The sequence below is a fragment of the Zoogloea sp. GDB6 genome, assembly GCF_056724105.1.
Genome location: NZ_CM161497.1, coordinates 557,535 through 577,542, shown reverse-complemented (window position 1 = coordinate 577,542; position 20,008 = coordinate 557,535). Strand labels below are relative to the sequence as shown.

The following is a 20,008-nucleotide window of genomic DNA, read 5'->3' as shown; positions in this document are numbered from 1 at the left end:
ATCATGAGCATTCAACCCGTCGGTTCGGGCGCGATGCAATACACCACGCCAGCCAAACCGCTTACCGCGGTGGACGGTAGCCGTCAGGCAGATGCCACCCCATCAAGCGGCGAAACCTCCGCGGCAAAGAGCATCACCGAGGCAGACAAAGCCACACAACTGAGCCCGGATCAGCTGGCCCAAGCGGTCAACCAGATTCAGGATGTCATCAAGCAAACCGCTCAAAGTCTGCAGTTTTCGATCGACAAAGACACCGGAACAACCGTAGTAAAGGTTGTCGATACCGAATCCAAGAAGGTGCTTCGCCAGATACCGTCGGAAGAAGTACTGGCCATCGCCAAGGCGCTGGACAAACTACAAGGTCTGCTGGTCAAGCAAAAAGTTTGATCCACCTCCAGTACCCACCACCCGGTGGGTTTGTTTTTTATGCAACGCCAGAGATGGGCACGATTTATGCTGATGAATTTGCTATCCGCTGATGCACTCAAGTTTTTCAAGCATCGGCCGTAAGCAAATCCAGCAGGAACACAGCAACACGGAGGAGTGCCATGGCAACCCTTTCATCCGCCGGCATCGGGTCGGGGCTAAACGTCGAATCCATCGTCACGGGGTTGATGAGTGTCGAGCGACAGCCTCTTACCCAGCTCCAGACCCAACAAAGCAGCTATCAGTCGAAGATTTCGGCGCTCGGCACCCTCAAGAGCGCCATATCCTCTCTGCAATCGGCCGCCAGTGCGCTGACACCGGCAATTTTACAGAGTCCGACGGCAGCTTTTGCCTCTTTCAATGCAACAGTTGCCGATTCGACGATTGCATCGGCAACCACCACAAGCTCTGCAGTCGCAGGCACTTACTCCGTCAATGTCACTAAACTGGGTAGCAGCCAGACCTTGGCGCTCAACTCAACATTTCAATCCGGCGATCCGGCGTTGGATTTTGGCAGTGACGACACACGCACGCTGACGATCCAACAAGGCAGCAACGCGGCCGTCACCATCACGCTGGACAAGAGCCAGAACACTCTGAGTGCCCTGCGCGATGCAATCAACAACGCCGGTGCAGGCGTGAGCGCCAGCACGGTTACGGACAGCAACGGATTGCAGCATCTCCAGCTCACGGCAGATCAGGCCGGGACCGCGAACACGATTACATTGGGCGGAACGGTCGCGTTCAAGGGCGCCGCGGCCTCCATCAGCAATAGCGATTTCGCGGAAACCCCAGCCACCGACGCCATCGTCCAGATCCAGGGCATCACCGTAAAAGCCAACGGCAATACCGTGTCTGACGCCATCGATGGCGTCACCTTGACGCTCGCCAAAGAAGGCTCTACCAGCCTGACGCTGACACGGGACAACTCGGCCTTGAAGAGCAAGCTCACGGCCTTCGTCAACGCCTACAACAGCCTGAATTCATCGATCAAGAGCCTTGGTGCCTACGATGCCACATCCAAGACGGGCGCCGTTCTCAACGGCGACTCGTCTCTGCGCAGCGTTCAGTCGCAAGTCAGGGCCGCATTGACCAACGTACCCAGCAGCTTGTCGAGCAATGCGTACAAAACGCTCAGTTCGCTGGGGATATCGTTCCAGTCGGATGGCAGTCTTCAACTTGACAGCACAAAATTCGACACAGCAGCCAGCACCAATTTTTCTGCAGTTGCATCGGCCATCAGCGCCTATGGCAGTTCGTTGAAAACCACAACGACCAACCTGTTGGGCACTACTGGCGTCATTGCCAGCCGCACGAACGGCTTGAATTCAAGCGTTACCAGTATTGGGAAACAGATCACTGCACTCAACAATCGGCTGAGCATCATTGAACAAACTTACCGGGCACAGTTCACCGCCCTGGACACCACAATGGCGAGCATGAGCACAACAAGCACCTACCTTACCCAACAGCTCGCGCTCCTTAGTAAATAAGCCGTAAAGCTCAACCCAAACGGAGAACAAGATGTCGTTCGGCCTCGCCGCCCGTCGTGCCGCCGCAGCCTACAGCGAAGTCGGTTTCGAAACTGGGGTTTCCACTGCCGACCCGCACAAGCTGATCCTGATGCTGTTTGAAGGTGCGCTTCTGCAGATCGGGACGGCTACGGCCGCTCTTGAAGCGCAAAACGTCCCCGCCAAAGGCAAGGCAATCTCCCACGCGATCGAGATCATCGGCAACGGCCTCAAGGTCAGCCTCGATTACGAAGCGGGAGGAGATCTTGCAGAACGCTTGGGCGCCCTGTATGAGTACATGATGCAGCGACTCCTCTACGCCAACCTGCACAACAGCAAGCCGGCCCTCGATGAAGTCGCGAAGCTGCTTTCCGAACTGAAAGGCGCCTGGGAAGAAATCGGCACCCCCGACCAGGCCAACCGTTAAGACTGCCGGAGATATTTGCATGAGTTCCCTTGCCCTGCTGGAACAAATGAGCACCTACTCGACCGAGATGGTCGATGCAGCCCGCGCCAACGACTGGGATCGTCTCTCACGCCTTGAACGGCAGGTGGCATCCCTGCGCGACCGTCTCGGCGTCGAGGAAGCCCTTGCATTTCCGGGCCGTCAGAAACGCATGCCCGAGGAAGAGCGCCAGAGAAAAGTGGCGCTGATTCGCCGCATCCTTGATGACGACAAAGAAGTGCGCGTGCACACCGAACCCTGGATGGACAACGTACGTCAGTTACTGTCTGGCGGCGCAAGAGAACGGAATGTGCGCAAGGCCTACGGCGACCCCGATCAGACGTAAGGGTAGGGGCTGGCAGGTGATCTCACCATGATTCCAGGCGACCTCGCCTCCCGCCTGCGGATGCTCTCGGAGGTGAGTTTTTTCTCCGGCGAGCCAACTGTCGCCCCAACCGCCCGAGTACGGGCAGTCACCTCCGTCCTGCCCGACTTCACGCCGGGGCAGCGTATCACGGCGAGCCTCCAGGCTGCCGCGCAGGACAACACCTACCACGCCCGCATCGACGGGCGTGAGGTCATCCTGTCTCTCCCCCAATCGGTCAAAGCAGGAGACACTCTCGAACTCATCGTCAGCAAGGTCACGCCTCAGGCCATCATGGCCACCCTGGCCCAGCCGACTGGCGACACTGCCACATCAAGCCAGGCAGCCCTTAGTCAGACCGGAAAACTCATCAGTGTCCTGCTGACCGGCCAGCCGGCGGTGCCCAGTGCCAGTCTCAATGGTGGCCAGCCACTGCTGCCAGCCGCACCACAAACACCTGCAGCCACAAGCCAGCTGGCCGGCCAACTCGGCACAGCCGTCACGGAAAGCGGCCTGTTCTACGAGGCCCATCAGGCGCGCTGGCTATCGGGGCAATTGGACACAGCCACCTTGCGCAAGGAACCCCAGGGCAGCATGCCGGCAATACTGCAAGCACCCATCAGCGGCCTCCAATCGTCCCCCCCCTCCCCGGCTGGCGGGCAGCCTGCAGAGATGGTTCTGCCCTCCCCCTGGGAAATGCTATTCAATGGCGCTCAGGACACGGCCAACAATCAGGAGGCCGGTACGACTCGACGTGAGGATGCGGTGGAGCCACAGGGAAGGCGCAGCACGGAGGACGCAACCAGCAATCAGGCCAGCAGTGCAACTCGACGTGATGCTACCGTGGAGCCACAGGGGAGACGAAGCACTGAGGACACAACTGGCAATCAGGCCAGCCCCCCCCTTTCCGGCGGTAAAACCGACAGTGCCGCACCGATTGCCGAGAAGCTGCTGCCCATCGTGCATCAGCAACTGGACACCCTTGCCACCCATCAGGCCGTCTGGCAAGGGCAGATCTGGCCCGGGCAGATGATGGAATGGGAAATCGAAGACCCATCCCGCGACGCACGCGACAGCGATGATCAACAGCCCGAGCCCTACTGGAACTCCACCCTCCGGCTGACCCTCCCCAGCCTCGGTGGCATCGAGGCCCGCCTGCACTTGACCCCAGCCGGCGTGGCGGTGCGCCTGATCGCCGACGACAGCACCACCCGCGAAGCGCTGCAGTCCGGGGAGTCGCGCCTTGCCGACTCGCTCGCAGCCGCGAACGTACCGCTCACCGGGCTGGTTGCCGAACTCAGAGGCAGGCAATGAACCGCCCCGAAGCACCCTCGGAAGTGCGGGCCGAAGCTGTCGCACTGGCCTACAACGCCAACGCATCGGCCCCCACGGTGGTGGCCAAGGGGCGCGGCCTAATCGCGGCAGAGATCATCGCCCGTGCCAAGGAGGCCGGGGTCTATGTGCATGAATCCCCCGAGCTCGTCGCACTCTTGATGCAGGTGGACCTGGACGCCCGCATTCCGCCCGAACTCTATGTGGCGGTCGCCGAGCTGCTGGCCTGGCTATACAGCCTCGAACAAGGCGCCCAAAAGACTACGGCCCCGAAAACCGGGGCCGCACAAGCTGTATAAAGCTGAACCGCGACTCAGGACTTGGGCGGAACATAGCCTCCGATCTGATCGGCGCCACCACCAAAGAAGTAGCGCTCCATCTGCTCGGCCAGGTACTTGCGCGCACGCGCATCCATCAGGTTCAGACGGTTTTCGTTGATCAGCATGGTCTGATGCTTGACCCACTGCTGCCAGCCTTCCTTCGAAACGTTCTCGAAGACCTTCTTGCCAAGCTCGCCGGGAATCGGCGGCAGATCCAGACCTTCAGCCTCGCGGCCGAGCTTCACACAGTTGACCATCCGTGCCATGTTTCTTCACCTCTCGATTGGGATTCCGGAGCAGCACCGCTGCCGCCCATGGGATAGCAAGATTCTAGCCCGCCGCGCCAGAGCGATCCAGTCGCTCCTCATCACTTTCGGCAAATGCCCAGCCATTGCCCCCACGGGACTTGGCCACGTACATTGCCCGATCCGCCGCACCGATCAAGGACTCTCCATGGTTTCCGCAGTCGGAGCTGATCGCAATGCCGATACTGGCCGTCACACCAACGCTTTCGGCTCCACAGTCGAAGCGCAGAGCTGCAATGCAGGCACACACCCTGCGCGCCAGTTCGGTCAGTTCAGTCTTCGTACCCGATGGCACCAGGATCGCGAACTCGTCGCCCCCCATCCGGAAGAACATCTCGTTGCGGCGTACCACCGCGACCACTGCAGCAGCCAGGCCGATCAGCACTCGGTCGCCAGCCTGATGGCCGAAATTGTCGTTGACCGGCTTGAAGCCATCCAGATCGATGGACAGCAAACCAATATCTTCCGCATGACGGCAACCATCGGCCAGCATGCGCTCCAGTTCCTCATGGAAGCGCCGCCGGTTGTAGATATTGGTCAGCGGATCGCGCTCCGCCAGGCGCATCAATTGCCCCGCCACCTTGCGCTGCTCGGTCACGTCCTCGAAGACCCAGATGCGACCGATGGGCCGGGTCCCGTCCGGCCCCGGCACCACACGCGAAAAATCGGTCACGATACGGCCGTCGAGGAAGCGGATCTCGAAGGGCTCGCTCGGCTTCCGGTTGCTCAGCACATCGGCAAGATGCCGCTGATAGCCTGCCTGGTCCGCAATCCGCACCATCACGTGTTGCTGCAATACGACGTCACGCACTCCGACAAAACTCTCACCCAGCGCCAGTTCCCAGATGTCGTAGAGCGCACGATTGCAGTAAACCACCCTTCGATCCGAATCCATGAACAGGATGCCCACGCGCACCACGTCCAGCAGCGCGGACAAGCGGGAACGCTCCTCGTTGCTGCGCCGGAGATAGTGCTCTGAAAGAGCCTGGGCACGACGTAGCGCGGCAACCGACTCTAGCAGCTTGTACTCGGCTTCCTTGCGTGCCTGGATATCGGTCAGCGTCGCCCGCAGCCCCAGCAGCAGCCCTTCATCATTACGGATCGGCTGCCAGCGGCCGAGCATCCAGACGGTTCTCCCGTCCTTTGTCACCAGTCGCAATTCAAATTCGGTGGATGCCTCCCCTTCCAAAGCTTGGGCAAGCTGATCCCGACAGTAGCGCCGATCCCGGTCGTAAACGAGCCGGTCGATGAAGCCTCCCGCAAGAACCTCATTGACGCTGTAACCCGTGGCCTTCTCGATCGCTCCGTTGATCCAGAACAGAGAACCTTCCGCATTGAGCCAGCCTTCTATGCCACGATCGGTACTCGCCGCCTCCAAGAAATAGCGTGTACCACCAGGCGCCGACGGCGCGTTCCCGACCTCAGTACCGACAGCCGACCAGGCAGTGACGTCACCTTGCTCCACTGGCGATATGGTCTTCTCTGGCCGGGTCGGACGCTGACGCCGCAAGAACAGATACGCTCCCGCCATACCGGCCATCGTCGCCAGCCCCGCGGTCAATGTCACCACCGGCGACTCCATGCCCGGCGGCAACGCCGCATGTACAGGCAGTGCAGCCATGCCGAGCATGAGAGCCAACCAATGCCGTGCAGGCCGCAGACCTAGCAAAGGACGGATTCGAAGCTCGATCCGCGGCATCGACCGCATCGTCACAGGGCCTTCATGAAAACCTTGGAGCGGCGGCTGACGTCGTACATTTCAAGTTTCGGTCGCGGCAACTCGGCCGGAGGCGCCTCGTGGAAGCCCCGCTCGCGGAACCAGTCCGCAGTCCGCGTCGTCAGCACGAACAAGCGCTCAACGCCAAGCGCGCGCGAGCGCATCTCGATCCGGCGCAACAGCATTTCACCCAGCCCCGCGCGCCGATGCTCCGGCACCACGGCAACACAGGCCATCTCGGCCGCGCGTTCGTCCGTGAAGGGATACAGCGCAGCACACCCCACCAGCACGCCGTCGTACTCGACGACGGTGAAGCGCTCGATCTCCTGCTCCAGCCGCTCGCGGCTGCGCCGTACCAGCGTGCCGTCGGCTTCCATCGGCGCGATCACGCTGCCAAGCGCCCCCACGTCCTCGATGGTCGCCTCGCGCAGACGGAACAGGGGGTCGCGGGTCAGCACGGTGCCTACCCCCTGGGGCGTGAAGAACTCCAGCAACAAGCCACCGTCCTTGTCCCGGTCGATCAGGTGCGCCCGCCCAACCCCCTGGCGCACCGCACGGATCGCGCAGGGCAGGTAAAGGTCGAGATCCTCGGTCAGCCCTTCACCGGCGTTCAGCATGGCTTCCGCATCATCGGCAGTGATGGCCTCGATGAGCCCGCCCTTCGCATCGAGCAGGCCGGGCGCATCACACAGGTAGATCAGCTTCTCGGCCTTGAGGGCGATCGCCACCGCTTCGGCCACCGCTTCCATGCTCATGTTGAAGATCTCGCCGGCCGGCGACACGCCGAGGGACGACATCAGCACCACGTTCTGCTGGTCCAGGTCGGCGGCGATTTCCTCGGCGATCACCTTGCGCACCGCGCCGGTGAAGCCGTAATCCACGCCATCGACGACGCCGACCGGCTTGGCGGTGACGAAATTGCCACCGGTCACGCGCATGTAGCTCCCGGCCATCGGGGTGTTCGGCAAGCCCTGCGAGAGCTGCGCCTCGACCTCCAGGCGCGTTACCGCCACGGCTGCCTTGACGCACTCCAGCGCTTCCCCGTCGGTGACGCGCAAGCCCTTGTGGTAGCGCGGCGTCAGGCCGCGCCGGAGCATCTCGGCCTCGATCTGCGGACGCGCACCATGCACGAGCACCAGCCGGATACCCAGCGCCGCAAGCAGATTGCAGTCGTAAGCCAGCTTCTCGACCAGGTGGGCGCCTGCCACCTCGCCACCGAAGCCCAGCACGAAAGTCTTGCCGCGGAAGGCATGGATGTAGGGTGCCGCCGCGCGCACCCAGGCGACGAAACGCTGGGAGAGCTGCTCGGCGCGCTCTGCGGAAACGGTATCAGGGGAATTCACGGACACTCCAGCCCATCGGGGTTGAGCAATGCAACATTTTATTTTGCACTTCTTTCATTTCTGCAATGCGACCTCCAGCTTGTCCACCAGGGTCTGCAGCACTTTTACCCTAGCGTAATATTTATTATCCGCTTCGACCAGAGTCCAGCCAGCATTTTCCGTACTCGTGCGATCGATCATGTCGCATACCGCGGGTTCATAAAGCGGCCATTTTTCCCTGTTCCGCCAGTCCTCCTCGGTGAGCTTGTAACGCTTGAAGGCCTGCTCTTCACGGGCCTTGAAACGCCGCAGCTGCTCCTCGTCGCTGACCGACAGCCAGAACTTCACGACGATGGCCCCTGCCGACACGAGCTGATCCTCAAAATCATTGATCTCCGCATAGGCACGCATCCAGTCCGCCTCCGAGCAGAAACCCTCGACACGCTCCACCAGGACCCGGCCATACCACGAGCGATCGAATATCGCGACCCGCCCCTGCCGCGGCAGATGGCGCCAGAAGCGCCACAGGTAAGGCTGCGCCCGCTCTTCCTCGCTCGGTGCGGCAATCGGCGTGATGTGGTACTGGCGCGTATCCAGGGCCTGGGTAACCCGGCGGATCGCCCCGCCCTTGCCCGCCGCATCCATGCCTTCGAACACCAGCACCAGACTTCGGTTCGCGAAAGCCTCGCTGCGCATGGCCAGGGCCAACCGCCCCTGCAACCTTTCCAACTGCTTGTCGTAGTCCTTCTTGTCCAGCGGCTGGTTGAGTACCAACGCATTCAGCAGGTTCCGTTCATCCACCGGCGCGGCCAGCGGCGCCGCCGTCTGGCGGGTCCGATAGCCCCGCGCGGCGTGCTCGCAGCGGCGGCGCAGGCCTTCCAGCAGCGTCCGACCGACCTGCACTGCACGGTATTGCGGATCGGAGCCGTCCACAATCACCCACGGCGCGATGCCGGTGCTGGTCTGACGCAGCACGTGCTCCGCCACATCCTTGTAGCGGTCGTATTCCTTGTAGACCTCCCGGTCCGTGTCCCGCACCCGCCAGCGGGTTTCCGGATTCGCCTCCAGCGCGTTCAGGCGCTTTTTCTGGGCCTGCTTGGACAGATGGAACCAGAACTTGACCAACAGCACGCCCTCGGCCGCCAGCATCGCCTCGAAGCGGTTGAATTCGGCCAGTTGCTGATCGAGACGTGCCTTCTTGATACGCCCGAACGCGCGGTCCCCGATGGCCTCGGAATACCAGTTGCCGAACAGCACACCGATCTTGCCGCGCGGCGGCAGCGCCCGCCAGAAGCGCCACAGGAAGGGGCGCTCACGCTCCTCGTCGGTGGGCTTGTCAAAGGCATGCACCTCGATGTGGCGCGGGTCCATCCACTCGTTGAGAAGATTGACCGTCTCGCCGCGCCCGGCCCCGTCGATGCCGTTGATCAGGATCACTGCGGCAAAGCCCTTGTTCTCCAGTAACTCGAACTGCACGTCCAGCAGGTCGGTGCGCAGCTGCGGTTCGATCGACTCGTAGTCGGCCTTCGACAGCTTGTGGCCCAGCTCGGCGGATTCAAACATCGCCCTCTCCCGGGAAATCACCCCACAGGGTCTGCAAGGCGGCCATTGCCGCCAGCCCGGCGGTCTCGGTACGGAAGACGCGCGGCCCCAGCGCCAGCGGCTCGCAGCCGGCCCGTTCGGCGAGGATCAGCTCGGCGGGCGACCAACCGCCCTCCGGGCCGATCAGCACGCTCAGCGGCCCGTCCGGAGGGGACTTACGGGCCAATGCGCCCGCGGCGCCCGGTGCCAGGATCAGCCGACGCCCTTCCGCCGCCTGCGCCAGATACTTGTTGAGAGGCAGGATCTCGGCGATCTGCGGCACGCGGTTGCGCCCGGACTGCTCGCAGGCCGACACCGCCACCTGCTGCCAGTGGGCCACCCGCTTGGCGGCCCGCTCGCCGGACAGCTTCAGCACCGAACGCTCCGCCGCCACCGGCTGCACCGCCACCGCGCCGAGCTCCACCGCCTTCTGCACGATCCAGTCCATCTTGTCCCCGCTTGCCAACGCCTGCACCAACGTGATCGCCAGCGGCGACTCCCGCTCCACCTCCAGGCGCGGGCCGAGACGGGCCACGGCTTGCTTGCCGAGGGCCAGCAGGGTCGCGGCGCATTCACCGCCACGGCCGTCGAAGAGCACGATTTCATCGCCGACGCTCAGCCGCAGCACGCGCTCGGCGTGATGGGCAACATCGGCAGGCAGGGGCATGTCGCTGTTGGGAGCGAGCCCGTCGGGGCAGAAGAAGCGTGGATTCATCATGCTATTATCCGCAAAACCGCGTGTTTAAACGGGATTGAAACAAAATGCCGATCCGTCTCTCCACGCTTCCGATCATTGCACTGCCCACCTTGCCGGGCAGTGGCACCCTCACCATCCGACGGGCCGCCCGATGACCACCAGTGCCCAACGCCTCGAACTCGCCCGCTCCCTGGCCACCCTGGTCCGCCAGATGGCCGGCGAAACGATCCTGCCCCGCTACCTGCGTGCCGTACGCGAGCACAAGGCCGACGGCAGCGTGCTCACGGAAGCCGACCTGGCCTCCCAGGCGGCCCTCGTCGAGCGTTTGCCGCAGCTCATCCCGGCTCCGGTGCTCGGCGAGGAGATGACCGCTGAGGAACAGGGCCGCGTATGGCAGGCCGGCGTAGACGGTCTGTGGGTCATCGACCCGATCGACGGCACCACCAACTTCGCCAACGGCATCCCCTTCTTCGGCGTGGCCGTAGCCTACCTGGTCAATCACAAGACCCAGCTCGGCGTGGTGTACAACCCGGTCACCGACGAAGCCTTCTACGCGGGCCGCGGTGCCGGCGCGTGGCTCAACGACGTGTCGTTGCCACTGCGCAGCCCGACCACCCGCCTCAAGGACGCGGTGGCCGGCGTGGACTTCAAGCGCATCAGCCACCACCTCGGCGACGAACTGGCCGTCCGCCCGCCCTATTACTCCCAGCGCAACTTCGGCTCCAGCGCCCTCGAATGGTGCTATGTGGCCGCCGGCCGCCTGGACGTTTACATCCACGGCGGCCAGATGCTGTGGGACTATGCCGCCGGCCGGCTGATCCTCGAAGAAGCCGGCGGTTGCTACAGCACCCTCGGCGGCACACCGCTGACCGCCGGCCCGGCCATCAAGCGCTCCGTAATCGCCGCCGCCAGCCCGGCCCTGTTCGACCAATGGCGGGTCTGGCTCAACACCCATTCCTGAGCCGAGCCGGACCTCCTGAAAGGAGGCCCGGTTTTTGCTGCAACACCGCTGAATTAGGCTTCACTCCGGAAACTGAGCGCTTTTGGCACAGGCCATAGCCCCGTGCCCTGTGCCAAAACCATTCACTTTCGAGAGCAACCCATGTCCATGAAGCACCCGATCATCGTGGTGACCGGCTCGTCAGGCGCCGGCACGACCACGGTGAAGCACACTTTCGAAGGCATCTTCTGGCGGGAAAAGGTCAATGCTGCGGTCATTGAGGGCGACAGTTTCCACCGCTACACGCGGGAGGAGATCCGCGACCTCATCATCGAGGCGGAAAGCCAGGGCCGGCGCGGCATCAGCCACTTCGGCCCGGAGGCCAATCTGCTCGAAGATCTGGAACAGTTGTTCCGCACCTACGGCGAATCGGGCGGCGGCAAGCGGCGTTTCTATCTCCACAGCGCAGAGGAAGCCGCCCGCCGCGCCCTCAGGATGGGCGACTTCACGCCTTGGGAAGAACTTCCGCCGGACACCGACTGCCTGTTCTATGAAGGACTCCACGGCGCGGTGATCACCGACAAGGTCAATACCTGCCGGCACGCCGACCTGCTGATCGGTGTCGTTCCAATCACCAACCTGGAGTGGATACAAAAGATCCACCGGGACACCAAGACCCGCGGCTACTCACTGGAGGCCGTGCAGGAGACCATCCTGCGCCGCATGCACGACTACGTGCATTACATCGTGCCGCAGTTCTCCCACACCCACATCAACTTCCAGCGGGTGCCGATGGTGGATACCTCCAACCCCTTCATCGCCCGCGACATCCCGACCGCCGACGAGTCGATGGTGATCATCCGTTTCCGCGACCCGCGCGGCGTGGACTTCCCCTACCTGCTGCGCATGATCCACGACAGCTTCATGTCCCGCGCCAACACCATCGTGGTGCCGGGTGGCAAGCTGGATCTGGCGATGCAGCTGATCCTCACGCCGCTGATCTGGAAGCTGATGGAACGCCGCCGCCAGTGGGTTTGAGACTGTGAGCTGAAAATGGGCCAGGCTCGGCGGACGCATCACGTCGCCCCTGCAAGCCGCCCACAAGACCAGCCCCGCAGACGATTAACCATGGAGCCAGCCTGGAACGCGCTGGCCCCCGCTCAATGCGCGGCTACTGCGATGTTCTGACCTGATTCAGTCTTCAGGTCGTCGCGGAACTCGCCCTCCCAGGCGTCACCGGAAGCCCAGGTCAGGCGGCCGCGGCCATGCTTTTTGCCGAGGTTCCACGCGCCGTCGTAACGGTTGCCGTTTTTCCACGCATAGCTGCCCTGGCCGTGGAAGAGGCCACGCACGAAGTCACCGGTGTAGCGATCCCCCGACGCGAAGACCAGCGTACCGCGACCAACCGGCTCTCCATCCACCACCGCACCTTCATAGCGATTGCCGCCCGGAAACTGGATGATGCCGTAGCCGACCGCCCGGTCGTCGGCCCAGTCACCGTCATACCACTGGCCGCCCACCCAGTTGAAGCGCCCCTTGCCCTGACGTCGCCCGTCGACCAGGGTGCCGCTGAAGCGCTCGCCATTGGCCCATTCGACGGTGCCCGTGCCACTCACGATGCCGCTCTTCGGATCCATCGCGAAATGGCCCTTGTAGGTGGTATCGCCGGCGACCAGCGTGGCTTCGGTCGGTGCTTCCTTGCGGACGGTTGCCGCCGGCACTTCGGCCACTTTGCCAACCGGCGCCGGAACGACGGGCACCAACGCGGTCGTTGCAGCTCCCGCCTTGATCGCGTCCTTGACAACCGGGAGCGCTGCAGCCGCAGTTGCCGTCGCGGCAGTCGCCGCGGACGTCTTGACCGCCACCGGCTCGACAACCGGTGTCGGCCTGCGCGTCCCGTACAAAGCCTGCGCGTTCGCCGGCAGCGGCGTGCCCCGCTCCCGGGCCAGCGCATCCGCGTTGCTGCGCGCCAGATTCTGCGGACTGCCATGACACTGGCCGGCCGCATCGCGCCAGGCCACCTCGGCCCTCATCGACAGCTGGTCCTTCTCTGTCGCCGACACACCATTGCCGGCGCTCTTCACGCGCTGGCTCAGATCCGTCGCGCTGTCCCACAGCGGACCACAGAACTCGGCGTTGTGCGCATCGATCTGGGTTTGCTCCACCTTGCGCTGGGCCTGCAGCTGCCTCGTGCCGGAACACTTGTCGGCAGCACCTTCCCAGGCCATCACGGCCTTGCCGTAGAGCATTGCCGCATCGTCCCAGCGCTTGTCCCGCCACGCGCCCTTGGCGTAATCGATGAGCGCTGTCGCGTTCTTCCAGGCCGCATCACAGGCCGGGCCGGCGCTGAGCAGCTCGGCGTTGGCGGTGCGAACCTTGACCGTCGCGGCCAGACTCTTCTCGGCCTTCTCCCGATGCGGCGACTGACACACCGCCACCGCCTCCCGCCACGTCGTCTCGCCCTCGGCGAGCAGGCGCTCGACTTCCGCCGGGTCCCCCTTGTCCGACTTGGCCGCGGCGGCACGGAGATCCAGGTCCAGTGCCTTGTCGAAGCGCGGCAGGCATTCGCTCTGGTGGCTGATGGCAGCTTCGACCAGCTTCAGTTCCGTCGTGGCCCGGTCCCCTTGCCGGTTGGCCTGCGCGGCAACGGTCGGACAGGCCGCCGCCACCTTCAGGAATTCGCCACTGGCGCTGTGCAACAGCGGCTGCGCCTCCTTCCAGCGTTTGGCTGAAGCTGCCTGGTGGCCCTGCTCGAAATGCGCCTCGGCCTCCTGCAGCAACACCGGGCAATCTGCTGCGGGGCCACCCGACGTCTCAGGCATGCCACCGGACGCTTCCGGCATGGCCTGCTGGGCGCCAGCCCCGCCAACTAGAAAGAGCAGGCACACAGCCAGCCCGCGACGATGCATCGTATTCATCAACTCAGTCCCCGCCCGATTCCAAAGGCATTCTCAGCATCGCATCGATCAGCCCACCCTGCCCTGCACCGCCAGCAAGCGGCACATCATCGCTGGCCATCTGCAGGGCCATCTGCCCGCTCTCATCCGAGGCGCTCTGCAGGTCGCCGATCTTCAGCGCAAACACATCCAGGGATTCGCCCTTCAGCACTGCCGCCAGCATCTCCTCCCGCTGGGTCTGGCGGGCCAGTGCCGCGTAGCGCTGCAGACGGTCCTCATCGAAAACGAAAGGGTTGGCAATCGCATTGGCATCAAAAAGCTTCTGATGCAGCGTCGCGCCGGCAAGCGGATCACCACCGAGTTTCCCAATGCGGTCATAGGCCCAACGGTCCGCATCGTCGAACGCCGTCGTCGCCACCCACGACAGGCTGGACACCGACATGCCGACCCGCGCCATGAAGCTGTCCCGCAACACGCCGCCGAGCTGACGCCCTGCCGACTTGGCGATCTCCTCACCCACTTTCTGCGCGTATTCCTTGCCGGCCTGCTCGGCGATACTGCGGGCTGCGTCCTGCAGAGCCTGCTTCGCGATCGCCTCACCCGCCGATTTTGCCGCCGCCGCGGCCGCGGCCTGCGCCGCCTGATCGACCGCCACCTTGGCGGCCTGCGCCGCGGCGTTGAGGCCGGTTGCCAGCGTGGCGATCTCAAACAGCGTCGACACGATCTCTTTGGTGTAGTGATAGGCCTTCATCCGCCCCCCGCCCTCCTCGGACAGCCCCTGGGTCCACAGCACGATCCACAGGGCTTCATCCGGGGTGATCTGCGGGCCGAACACATTGAGCGGATAGATGCTCATCAGCCAGTGGTAATCCTGGTAGGTCGGCGTGACTGGCGGGGCCAGGCGTGCATAGCCGCGGCACACCTGCAGCGGCTTGACCGTCACGGTCTTGCCAGCCGCGGTCTTGACCGGGAAGGGCTTGCCGTCGTCGCGCAATTCGGCCAGTTCGGCCAGCATCTTGTTGGCGTCCCGGCGGCTGTAGCCCTTCAGCTCGACGAGCTTGTCGCCGACCTGAAGCCCGGAATCCGGCGCGGCACCGACGACGGTGAGACGCTCGTCCACCTGCAGCGCCCGCACCCACGCCACCCGGTCGTCCTCAGCCCATTCATAGCTGGTCGCCACGCTGAAGGGCAGCTCCCACTGATGGCTGCAATCCGGATCCTTCAGCGCAGCCGTGCGCACGATGGCCGGCCGCAACGCGCGTTCGCCATGGCCGAGCAGGCGCAGGTTGGCGAGCAAGGTTTCATTCACCTTGCGGCCGTCATCGACGGTGTATTTGACCGAACTACATCCGCTCAGGGTCAGCGCCACCCACGACAGGGCAGCCACGGCAAGGAGGCGCAAGAACATCGACGAGACGAATGTAAGTAAATGTGGGCGCCCGATTATGCCGCAGTTTTCACGCCCCCGTACGCCCCGCCCCGGATCGCACTTATCCCCCCGCGAGGCTACCCAAGTGCCCGGAAATCAAAGATAATTACGGTCTTTGCGCGCCGCTCCCCCGGCCGAAGGTTCTTCGATGTCTTCTACGCGTAACGTCAAGCTGCCCGTCTTCAACCCCCTGACTGGCGCTATCCGCGCGCTGGCCATGGATGCTGTCCAGAAGGCCAACTCCGGCCACCCGGGCGCCCCGATGGGCATGGCCGAAATCGCCGAGGTACTGTGGCGCCGCCACCTGCGCCACAATCCGGCAAACCCGAAGTGGGCTGATCGCGACCGCTTCGTGCAGTCCAACGGCCACGGCTCGATGCTGATCTACGCCCTGCTGCACCTGACCGGCTACGACCTGTCCATCGACGACCTCAAGAACTTCCGCCAGCTGCACAGCCGCACCCCGGGTCACCCGGAAGTCGGCTATACCCCCGGCGTCGAAACCACCACCGGTCCTCTGGGGCAGGGCATCACCAACGCGGTCGGCATGGCGCTGGCCGAGAAGATCCTCGCCGCCGACTTCAACCGTCCCGGCCACGAGATCGTCAACCACCACACCTACGTCTTCCTCGGCGACGGCTGCCTGATGGAAGGCATCTCCCACGAAGCCTGTTCGCTGGCCGGCACCTGGGGCCTGGGCAAGCTGATCGCCTTCTACGACGACAACAACATCTCCATCGACGGCCACGTCGACGGCTGGTTCACCGACGACACCCCGAAGCGCTTCGAAGCTTACGGCTGGCACGTGGTGCGCGACGTACAGGGGCATGACCCGGTCGAGATCGAGGCCGCCCTCAAGGCCGCCCAGGCCGAAACCGGCCGCCCCAGCCTGATCTGCTGCAAGACCATCATCGGCGCCGGCGCCCCCAACAAGCAGGATAGTCACGACGTACATGGCGCCCCGCTGGGCAACGCGGAAATCGAGGCCGCCCGCGCCTACATCGGCTGGAACCACCCGCCCTTCGAAGTGCCGGCCGACGTTTACGCCGCCTGGGACGCCAAGGAAAAGGGTGCTGCGCTGGAAGGCGAGTGGAACACCCGTTTCTCCGCCTACGCCACGGCCTTCCCCGAACTCGCCGCCGAATTCACCCGCCGCATGGCCGGTGAACTGCCCTCCGACTGGAGCGCCCACGTGGACGCGGTACTGGCCAAGGTCGCCGAGAAGGGCGAGACCATCGCCACCCGCAAAGCCAGCCAGAACAGCATTGAAGCCTTCGCACCGAAGCTGCCGGAACTGCTCGGCGGCTCCGCCGACCTGGCCGGCTCCAACCTGACCCTGTGGTCCGGCGCCAAGGGCGTCAGCAAGACCAGCGGCGGCAACTACGTGTACTACGGTGTGCGCGAGTTCGGCATGGCTGCCATCGCCAACGGCATCGCCCTGCACGGCGGCCTGGTGCCCTACACCGCCACCTTCCTGATGTTCAGCGAATACGCCCGCAACGCCCTGCGCATGGCGGCGCTGATGAAGGTGCGTCAGATCTTCGTGTTCACCCACGACTCCATTGGCCTTGGCGAAGACGGCCCGACCCACCAGCCGGTCGAACAGACGGCCTCCCTGCGCCTGATCCCCAACATGGACGTGTGGCGCCCCTGTGACACCACTGAATCGGCGGTGGCCTGGGCTGCAGCGGTCGAACGCACCGAGGGTCCGAGCTCCCTCGCCTTCTCCCGCCAGAACCTGCCCTTCCAGCCGCGCAATGCCGAACAGGTCGCCGATATCCGCCGCGGCGGCTACGTGCTGTCCGATTCGGGCACTGGTTCACAGGCCGGCGGCGCGCAAGCCGTTATCATAGCGACCGGTTCGGAAGTGGCGCTGGCACTGGCCGCCCAGAAGCAGCTTGCCGAAGAAGGCATTGCCGTGCGGGTGGTCTCCATGCCCAGCACAAACGTCTTCGACCGCCAGGATGCCGCCTACCGTACTTCCGTGCTGCCCAAGGGCCTGCCGCGGGTTGCGGTGGAAGCTGGTGTGACCGATGGCTGGCGCAAGTACGTCGGGCTGGAAGGCGAAGTCATCGGCGTAGACCGCTTCGGCGAATCCGCTCCGGCCGGCGAGCTGTTCAAGTATTTCGGCGTCACCGCCGACGCCGTGGTTGCCGCGGTCAGGAAGGTCCTCGCCTGACCGGCTGCGCGCCCCAAACGATACATGCGGTGCCGCAGGGCACCGCATGTCAGTGATTTTCGGTTTCGTGCATTTACACTAGGGAGAAGAGTCGATGAGCATCAAAGTTGCCATCAATGGTTTCGGTCGTATCGGTCGCTGCACGCTGCGCGCCATTTACGAGCAGGGTCTGCAAAACGAGTTCGACGTGGTCGCCATCAACGCCTCCGGCGATCTGGCCACCAATGCCCACCTGCTCAAGTACGACACCACCCATGGCCGCTTCGCCACCTCCGTGGAAACCGAAGGCGACAACGTCATCATCATCGACGGCAAGAAGATCCCGTTCTACTCCACCAAGGATCCGAAGGGCGTGAACTGGGGCGCCCACGGCGTGGACGTGCTGCTGGAATGCACCGGCGCCTACACCACCAAGGCCAAGGCCGCCGCGCTGCTCGAGCAGGGCGCCAAGCGCGTGCTGATCTCCGCCCCCGGCGGTGACGACGTGGACACCACCATCGTCATGGGTGTGAACGAAGAGGTCCTGAAGGGCGACATGACCGTCGTCTCCAACGCCTCCTGCACCACCAACTGCCTGGCCCCGGTCGCCAAGATCCTGGCCGACAGCGTCGGCATCAAGCAGGGCCTGATGACCACCATCCACGCATACACCAACGATCAGGTGACCGTGGACGTCCGCCACAAGGACCTGCGCCGCGCCCGCGCTGCTGCCGCCAACATCATCCCCACCAAGACCGGCGCCGCCAAGGCCGTCGGCCTGGTGCTGCCGCAACTGGTCGGCAAGGTCGACGGCTTCGCGCTGCGCGTCCCGACCATCAACGTGTCGCTGGTGGACCTGACCTTCACCGCCGAGCGCGCCACCACCAAGGAAGAGATCAACGAGCTGATGACCGCTGCGGCCAACGGCCCGCTGAAGGGCATCCTGGCCGTCAACACCGAGCCGCTGGTGTCCTCCGACTTCAACCACACCACCGTATCCTCCACCTTCGACGCCACCCAGACCCGCGTCATCAAGGGTGAAGACGGCTCCGTGCTGGTCAAGGTGCTGGCCTGGTACGACAACGAGTGGGGCTATTCCTGCCGCATGCTCGACGCGGCCCGCGCCTTCGTGAACGCCAAGTAATTCCGCCGTATCGACGCCCCGCCCCGTGCGGGGCGTTTTCACATCCGACGACACGTAGAACATCATCATGCAAGTCAAGAAACTCACCGACCTCGACGTCAAGGGCAAGAAGGTCTTCATCCGCGCCGACCTCAACGTGCCCCAGGACGACGCCGGCAACATCACCGAAGACACCCGCATCCGCGCCTCGATCCCGTCCATCGAGTACGCCCTCAAGGGTGGCGCCGCGGTGCTGGTCACCTCCCACCTGGGTCGCCCGACCGAGGGTGAGCTGAAGGCCGACGACACGCTGGCACCGGTGGCCGTACGCCTCGGCCAGTTGCTCGGCAAGCCGGTTCGCCTGATCCAGAACTGGGTGGACGGCGGTTTCGACGTCGCCCCCGGTGAGGTCGTGCTGCTCGAGAACTGCCGCTGCAACAAGGGCGAGAAGAAGGACAACGAAGAACTCGCGCGGAAGATGGCCGCCCTGTGCGACGTCTACGTAAACGATGCCTTCGGCACCGCCCACCGCGCCGAAGCCACCACCCACGGCATCGCCAAGTTCGCGCCAGTCGCCTGCGCCGGCATCCTGATGGGCGCCGAGATCGACGCCCTCGGCAAGGCCCTGCACGCCCCGGCCCGTCCGCTGGTAGCCATCGTCGGCGGTTCCAAGGTGTCCTCCAAGCTGACCATCCTCAAGTCACTGGCCGACAAGGTTGACCAGCTGATCGTCGGCGGTGGCATCGCCAACACCTTCCTGCTGGCCTCCGGCAAGCGCATCGGCGAATCCCTGGCCGAACCCGAGCTGGTCAAGGAAGCCCAGGCCATTATGGACATCATGAAGGCCCGCGGCGCCGAAGTGCCGCTGCCCGAAGACGTCGTCGTTGCCGACGAAGTCTCCGCCATGGCCCGCGCCAACAAGGTCTCCGTCGATGAGGTCGGCCCCCACGACCGCATCCTCGACGTCGGCCCGAAGGCTGCCGCCAAGCTGTCCCAGATCATCGCCAACGCCGGCACCATCGTCTGGAACGGCCCGGTCGGCGTCTTCGAACTGCCCCAGTTCGCCGGCGGCACCAAGATGATGGCTTCGGCCATCGCCCACTCGGAAGCCTTCTCCATCGCCGGCGGCGGCGACACGCTGGCCGCCATCGCCAAGTTCCACATCGCCGACGACGTGGGTTACATCTCCACCGGCGGCGGCGCCTTCCTGGAGTTCCTCGAAGGCCGGACCCTGCCCGCCATCGCGGCGCTGGAAGCCCGCTTCAACGACTGAACGGTTCTTCCCCGGCACACCAGAATGCGGCCCATCCGGGCCGCATTTTTGTTTTTTGCCGCCAGTGGTCGCCTTCCCTGATGACACACGTCAGAATGGGCACTCATTGACAATAATTCATCCACTACCCATTTGTATTGACGCCCCTCCCTGCATAGACGAAAGACA

General features: G+C 64.0%; 18 protein-coding genes. 11 read left to right on the top strand and 7 right to left on the bottom strand.

Annotated features, from left to right (window positions below):
- Window positions 1-3: 3 nt before the first annotated feature.
- The 6 genes from AC1PQG_RS02615 to AC1PQG_RS02590 all read left to right on the top strand — a co-directional run bounded on the left by AC1PQG_RS02615 (window position 4) and on the right by AC1PQG_RS02590 (window position 4,377).
- Complete coding sequence (locus AC1PQG_RS02615) at window positions 4-387, top strand: flagellar protein FlaG (RefSeq protein ID WP_481121120.1); 384 nt, start codon at window positions 4-6, stop codon at window positions 385-387.
- A 161-nt stretch (window positions 388-548) separates the two neighbouring features.
- Window positions 549-1,919 (top strand): flagellar filament capping protein FliD, encoded by a 1,371-nt coding sequence (gene fliD / locus AC1PQG_RS02610; protein ID WP_481121119.1) that lies wholly within the window; start codon window positions 549-551, stop codon window positions 1,917-1,919.
- Window positions 1,920-1,950: 31 nt separating this feature from the next.
- Entirely contained in the window at window positions 1,951-2,364 is a 414-nt protein-coding gene (gene fliS, locus AC1PQG_RS02605; RefSeq protein WP_481121118.1) for a flagellar export chaperone FliS, read from the top strand.
- Between the two features lie 19 nt (window positions 2,365-2,383).
- A complete protein-coding gene (locus AC1PQG_RS02600; RefSeq protein WP_481121117.1) occupies window positions 2,384-2,728 on the top strand; it encodes a flagellar protein FliT in 345 nt (114 codons plus the stop codon).
- A gap of 27 nt (window positions 2,729-2,755) precedes the next feature.
- Window positions 2,756-4,060, top strand: coding sequence for a flagellar hook-length control protein FliK (fliK, locus tag AC1PQG_RS02595; RefSeq protein ID WP_481121116.1), 1,305 nt, complete (start codon window positions 2,756-2,758; stop codon window positions 4,058-4,060).
- Window positions 4,057-4,377, top strand: coding sequence for an EscU/YscU/HrcU family type III secretion system export apparatus switch protein (locus tag AC1PQG_RS02590; RefSeq protein ID WP_481121115.1), 321 nt, complete (start codon window positions 4,057-4,059; stop codon window positions 4,375-4,377). Before fliK ends, AC1PQG_RS02590 begins: the two co-directional genes overlap by 4 nt.
- A gap of 14 nt (window positions 4,378-4,391) precedes the next feature.
- On the opposite strand, the gene AC1PQG_RS02585 is transcribed toward AC1PQG_RS02590, so the two are convergent.
- From AC1PQG_RS02585 to AC1PQG_RS02565, 5 genes are all read right to left on the bottom strand, one after another.
- Window positions 4,392-4,664 carry an oxidative damage protection protein gene (locus AC1PQG_RS02585; protein WP_374479998.1) on the bottom strand — a complete coding sequence of 91 codons (273 nt, stop codon included), beginning with the start codon at window positions 4,662-4,664 and terminating at the stop codon, window positions 4,392-4,394.
- Window positions 4,665-4,728: 64 nt separating this feature from the next.
- Window positions 4,729-6,333 (bottom strand): sensor domain-containing diguanylate cyclase, encoded by a 1,605-nt coding sequence (locus AC1PQG_RS02580; protein WP_481121114.1) that lies wholly within the window; start codon window positions 6,331-6,333, stop codon window positions 4,729-4,731.
- Window positions 6,334-6,413: 80 nt separating this feature from the next.
- Window positions 6,414-7,763, bottom strand: a complete 1,350-nt coding sequence (gene argA / locus AC1PQG_RS02575; protein WP_481121113.1) for an amino-acid N-acetyltransferase — start codon at window positions 7,761-7,763, stop codon at window positions 6,414-6,416.
- 54 nt (window positions 7,764-7,817) lie between these two features.
- Window positions 7,818-9,305 carry a polyphosphate:AMP phosphotransferase gene (gene pap / locus AC1PQG_RS02570; protein WP_481121112.1) on the bottom strand — a complete coding sequence of 496 codons (1,488 nt, stop codon included), beginning with the start codon at window positions 9,303-9,305 and terminating at the stop codon, window positions 7,818-7,820.
- Window positions 9,298-10,038 carry a 16S rRNA (uracil(1498)-N(3))-methyltransferase gene (locus AC1PQG_RS02565; RefSeq protein WP_481122958.1) on the bottom strand — a complete coding sequence of 247 codons (741 nt, stop codon included), beginning with the start codon at window positions 10,036-10,038 and terminating at the stop codon, window positions 9,298-9,300. The genes pap and AC1PQG_RS02565 overlap by 8 nt, the downstream gene beginning before the upstream one ends.
- A gap of 133 nt (window positions 10,039-10,171) precedes the next feature.
- Between AC1PQG_RS02565 and AC1PQG_RS02560 the strand changes: the two genes are divergently transcribed.
- Together AC1PQG_RS02560 and AC1PQG_RS02555 are read left to right on the top strand one after the other, a co-directional pair.
- Window positions 10,172-10,981, top strand: coding sequence for an inositol monophosphatase family protein (locus tag AC1PQG_RS02560; RefSeq protein WP_481121111.1), 810 nt, complete (start codon window positions 10,172-10,174; stop codon window positions 10,979-10,981).
- Window positions 10,982-11,122: 141 nt separating this feature from the next.
- Window positions 11,123-11,998, top strand: a complete 876-nt coding sequence (locus AC1PQG_RS02555; RefSeq protein ID WP_481121110.1) for a phosphoribulokinase — start codon at window positions 11,123-11,125, stop codon at window positions 11,996-11,998.
- Between the two features lie 122 nt (window positions 11,999-12,120).
- Here AC1PQG_RS02555 and AC1PQG_RS02550 read toward each other — a convergent pair whose 3' ends face one another.
- Both AC1PQG_RS02550 and AC1PQG_RS02545 read right to left on the bottom strand, forming a co-directional pair.
- Window positions 12,121-13,878: an MORN repeat-containing protein gene (locus AC1PQG_RS02550; RefSeq protein ID WP_481121109.1), complete on the bottom strand. Its 1,758-nt coding sequence runs from the start codon at window positions 13,876-13,878 to the stop codon at window positions 12,121-12,123.
- A gap of 4 nt (window positions 13,879-13,882) precedes the next feature.
- On the bottom strand, window positions 13,883-15,265 hold the full coding sequence (locus AC1PQG_RS02545) for a hypothetical protein (protein WP_481121108.1): 1,383 nt from the start codon (window positions 15,263-15,265) through the stop codon (window positions 13,883-13,885).
- Window positions 15,266-15,434: 169 nt separating this feature from the next.
- Here AC1PQG_RS02545 and tkt point away from each other — a divergent pair, with 169 nt between their 5' ends.
- The 3 genes from tkt (at window position 15,435) to AC1PQG_RS02530 (ending at window position 19,840) form a co-directional block, all read left to right on the top strand.
- Complete coding sequence (tkt, locus tag AC1PQG_RS02540) at window positions 15,435-17,465, top strand: transketolase (protein WP_481121107.1); 2,031 nt, start codon at window positions 15,435-15,437, stop codon at window positions 17,463-17,465.
- Window positions 17,466-17,559: 94 nt separating this feature from the next.
- Window positions 17,560-18,588 (top strand): type I glyceraldehyde-3-phosphate dehydrogenase, encoded by a 1,029-nt coding sequence (gene gap, locus AC1PQG_RS02535; RefSeq protein WP_481117321.1) that lies wholly within the window; start codon window positions 17,560-17,562, stop codon window positions 18,586-18,588.
- A gap of 67 nt (window positions 18,589-18,655) precedes the next feature.
- Window positions 18,656-19,840 carry a phosphoglycerate kinase gene (locus AC1PQG_RS02530; protein ID WP_481121106.1) on the top strand — a complete coding sequence of 395 codons (1,185 nt, stop codon included), beginning with the start codon at window positions 18,656-18,658 and terminating at the stop codon, window positions 19,838-19,840.
- Window positions 19,841-20,008: the final 168 nt, after the last annotated feature.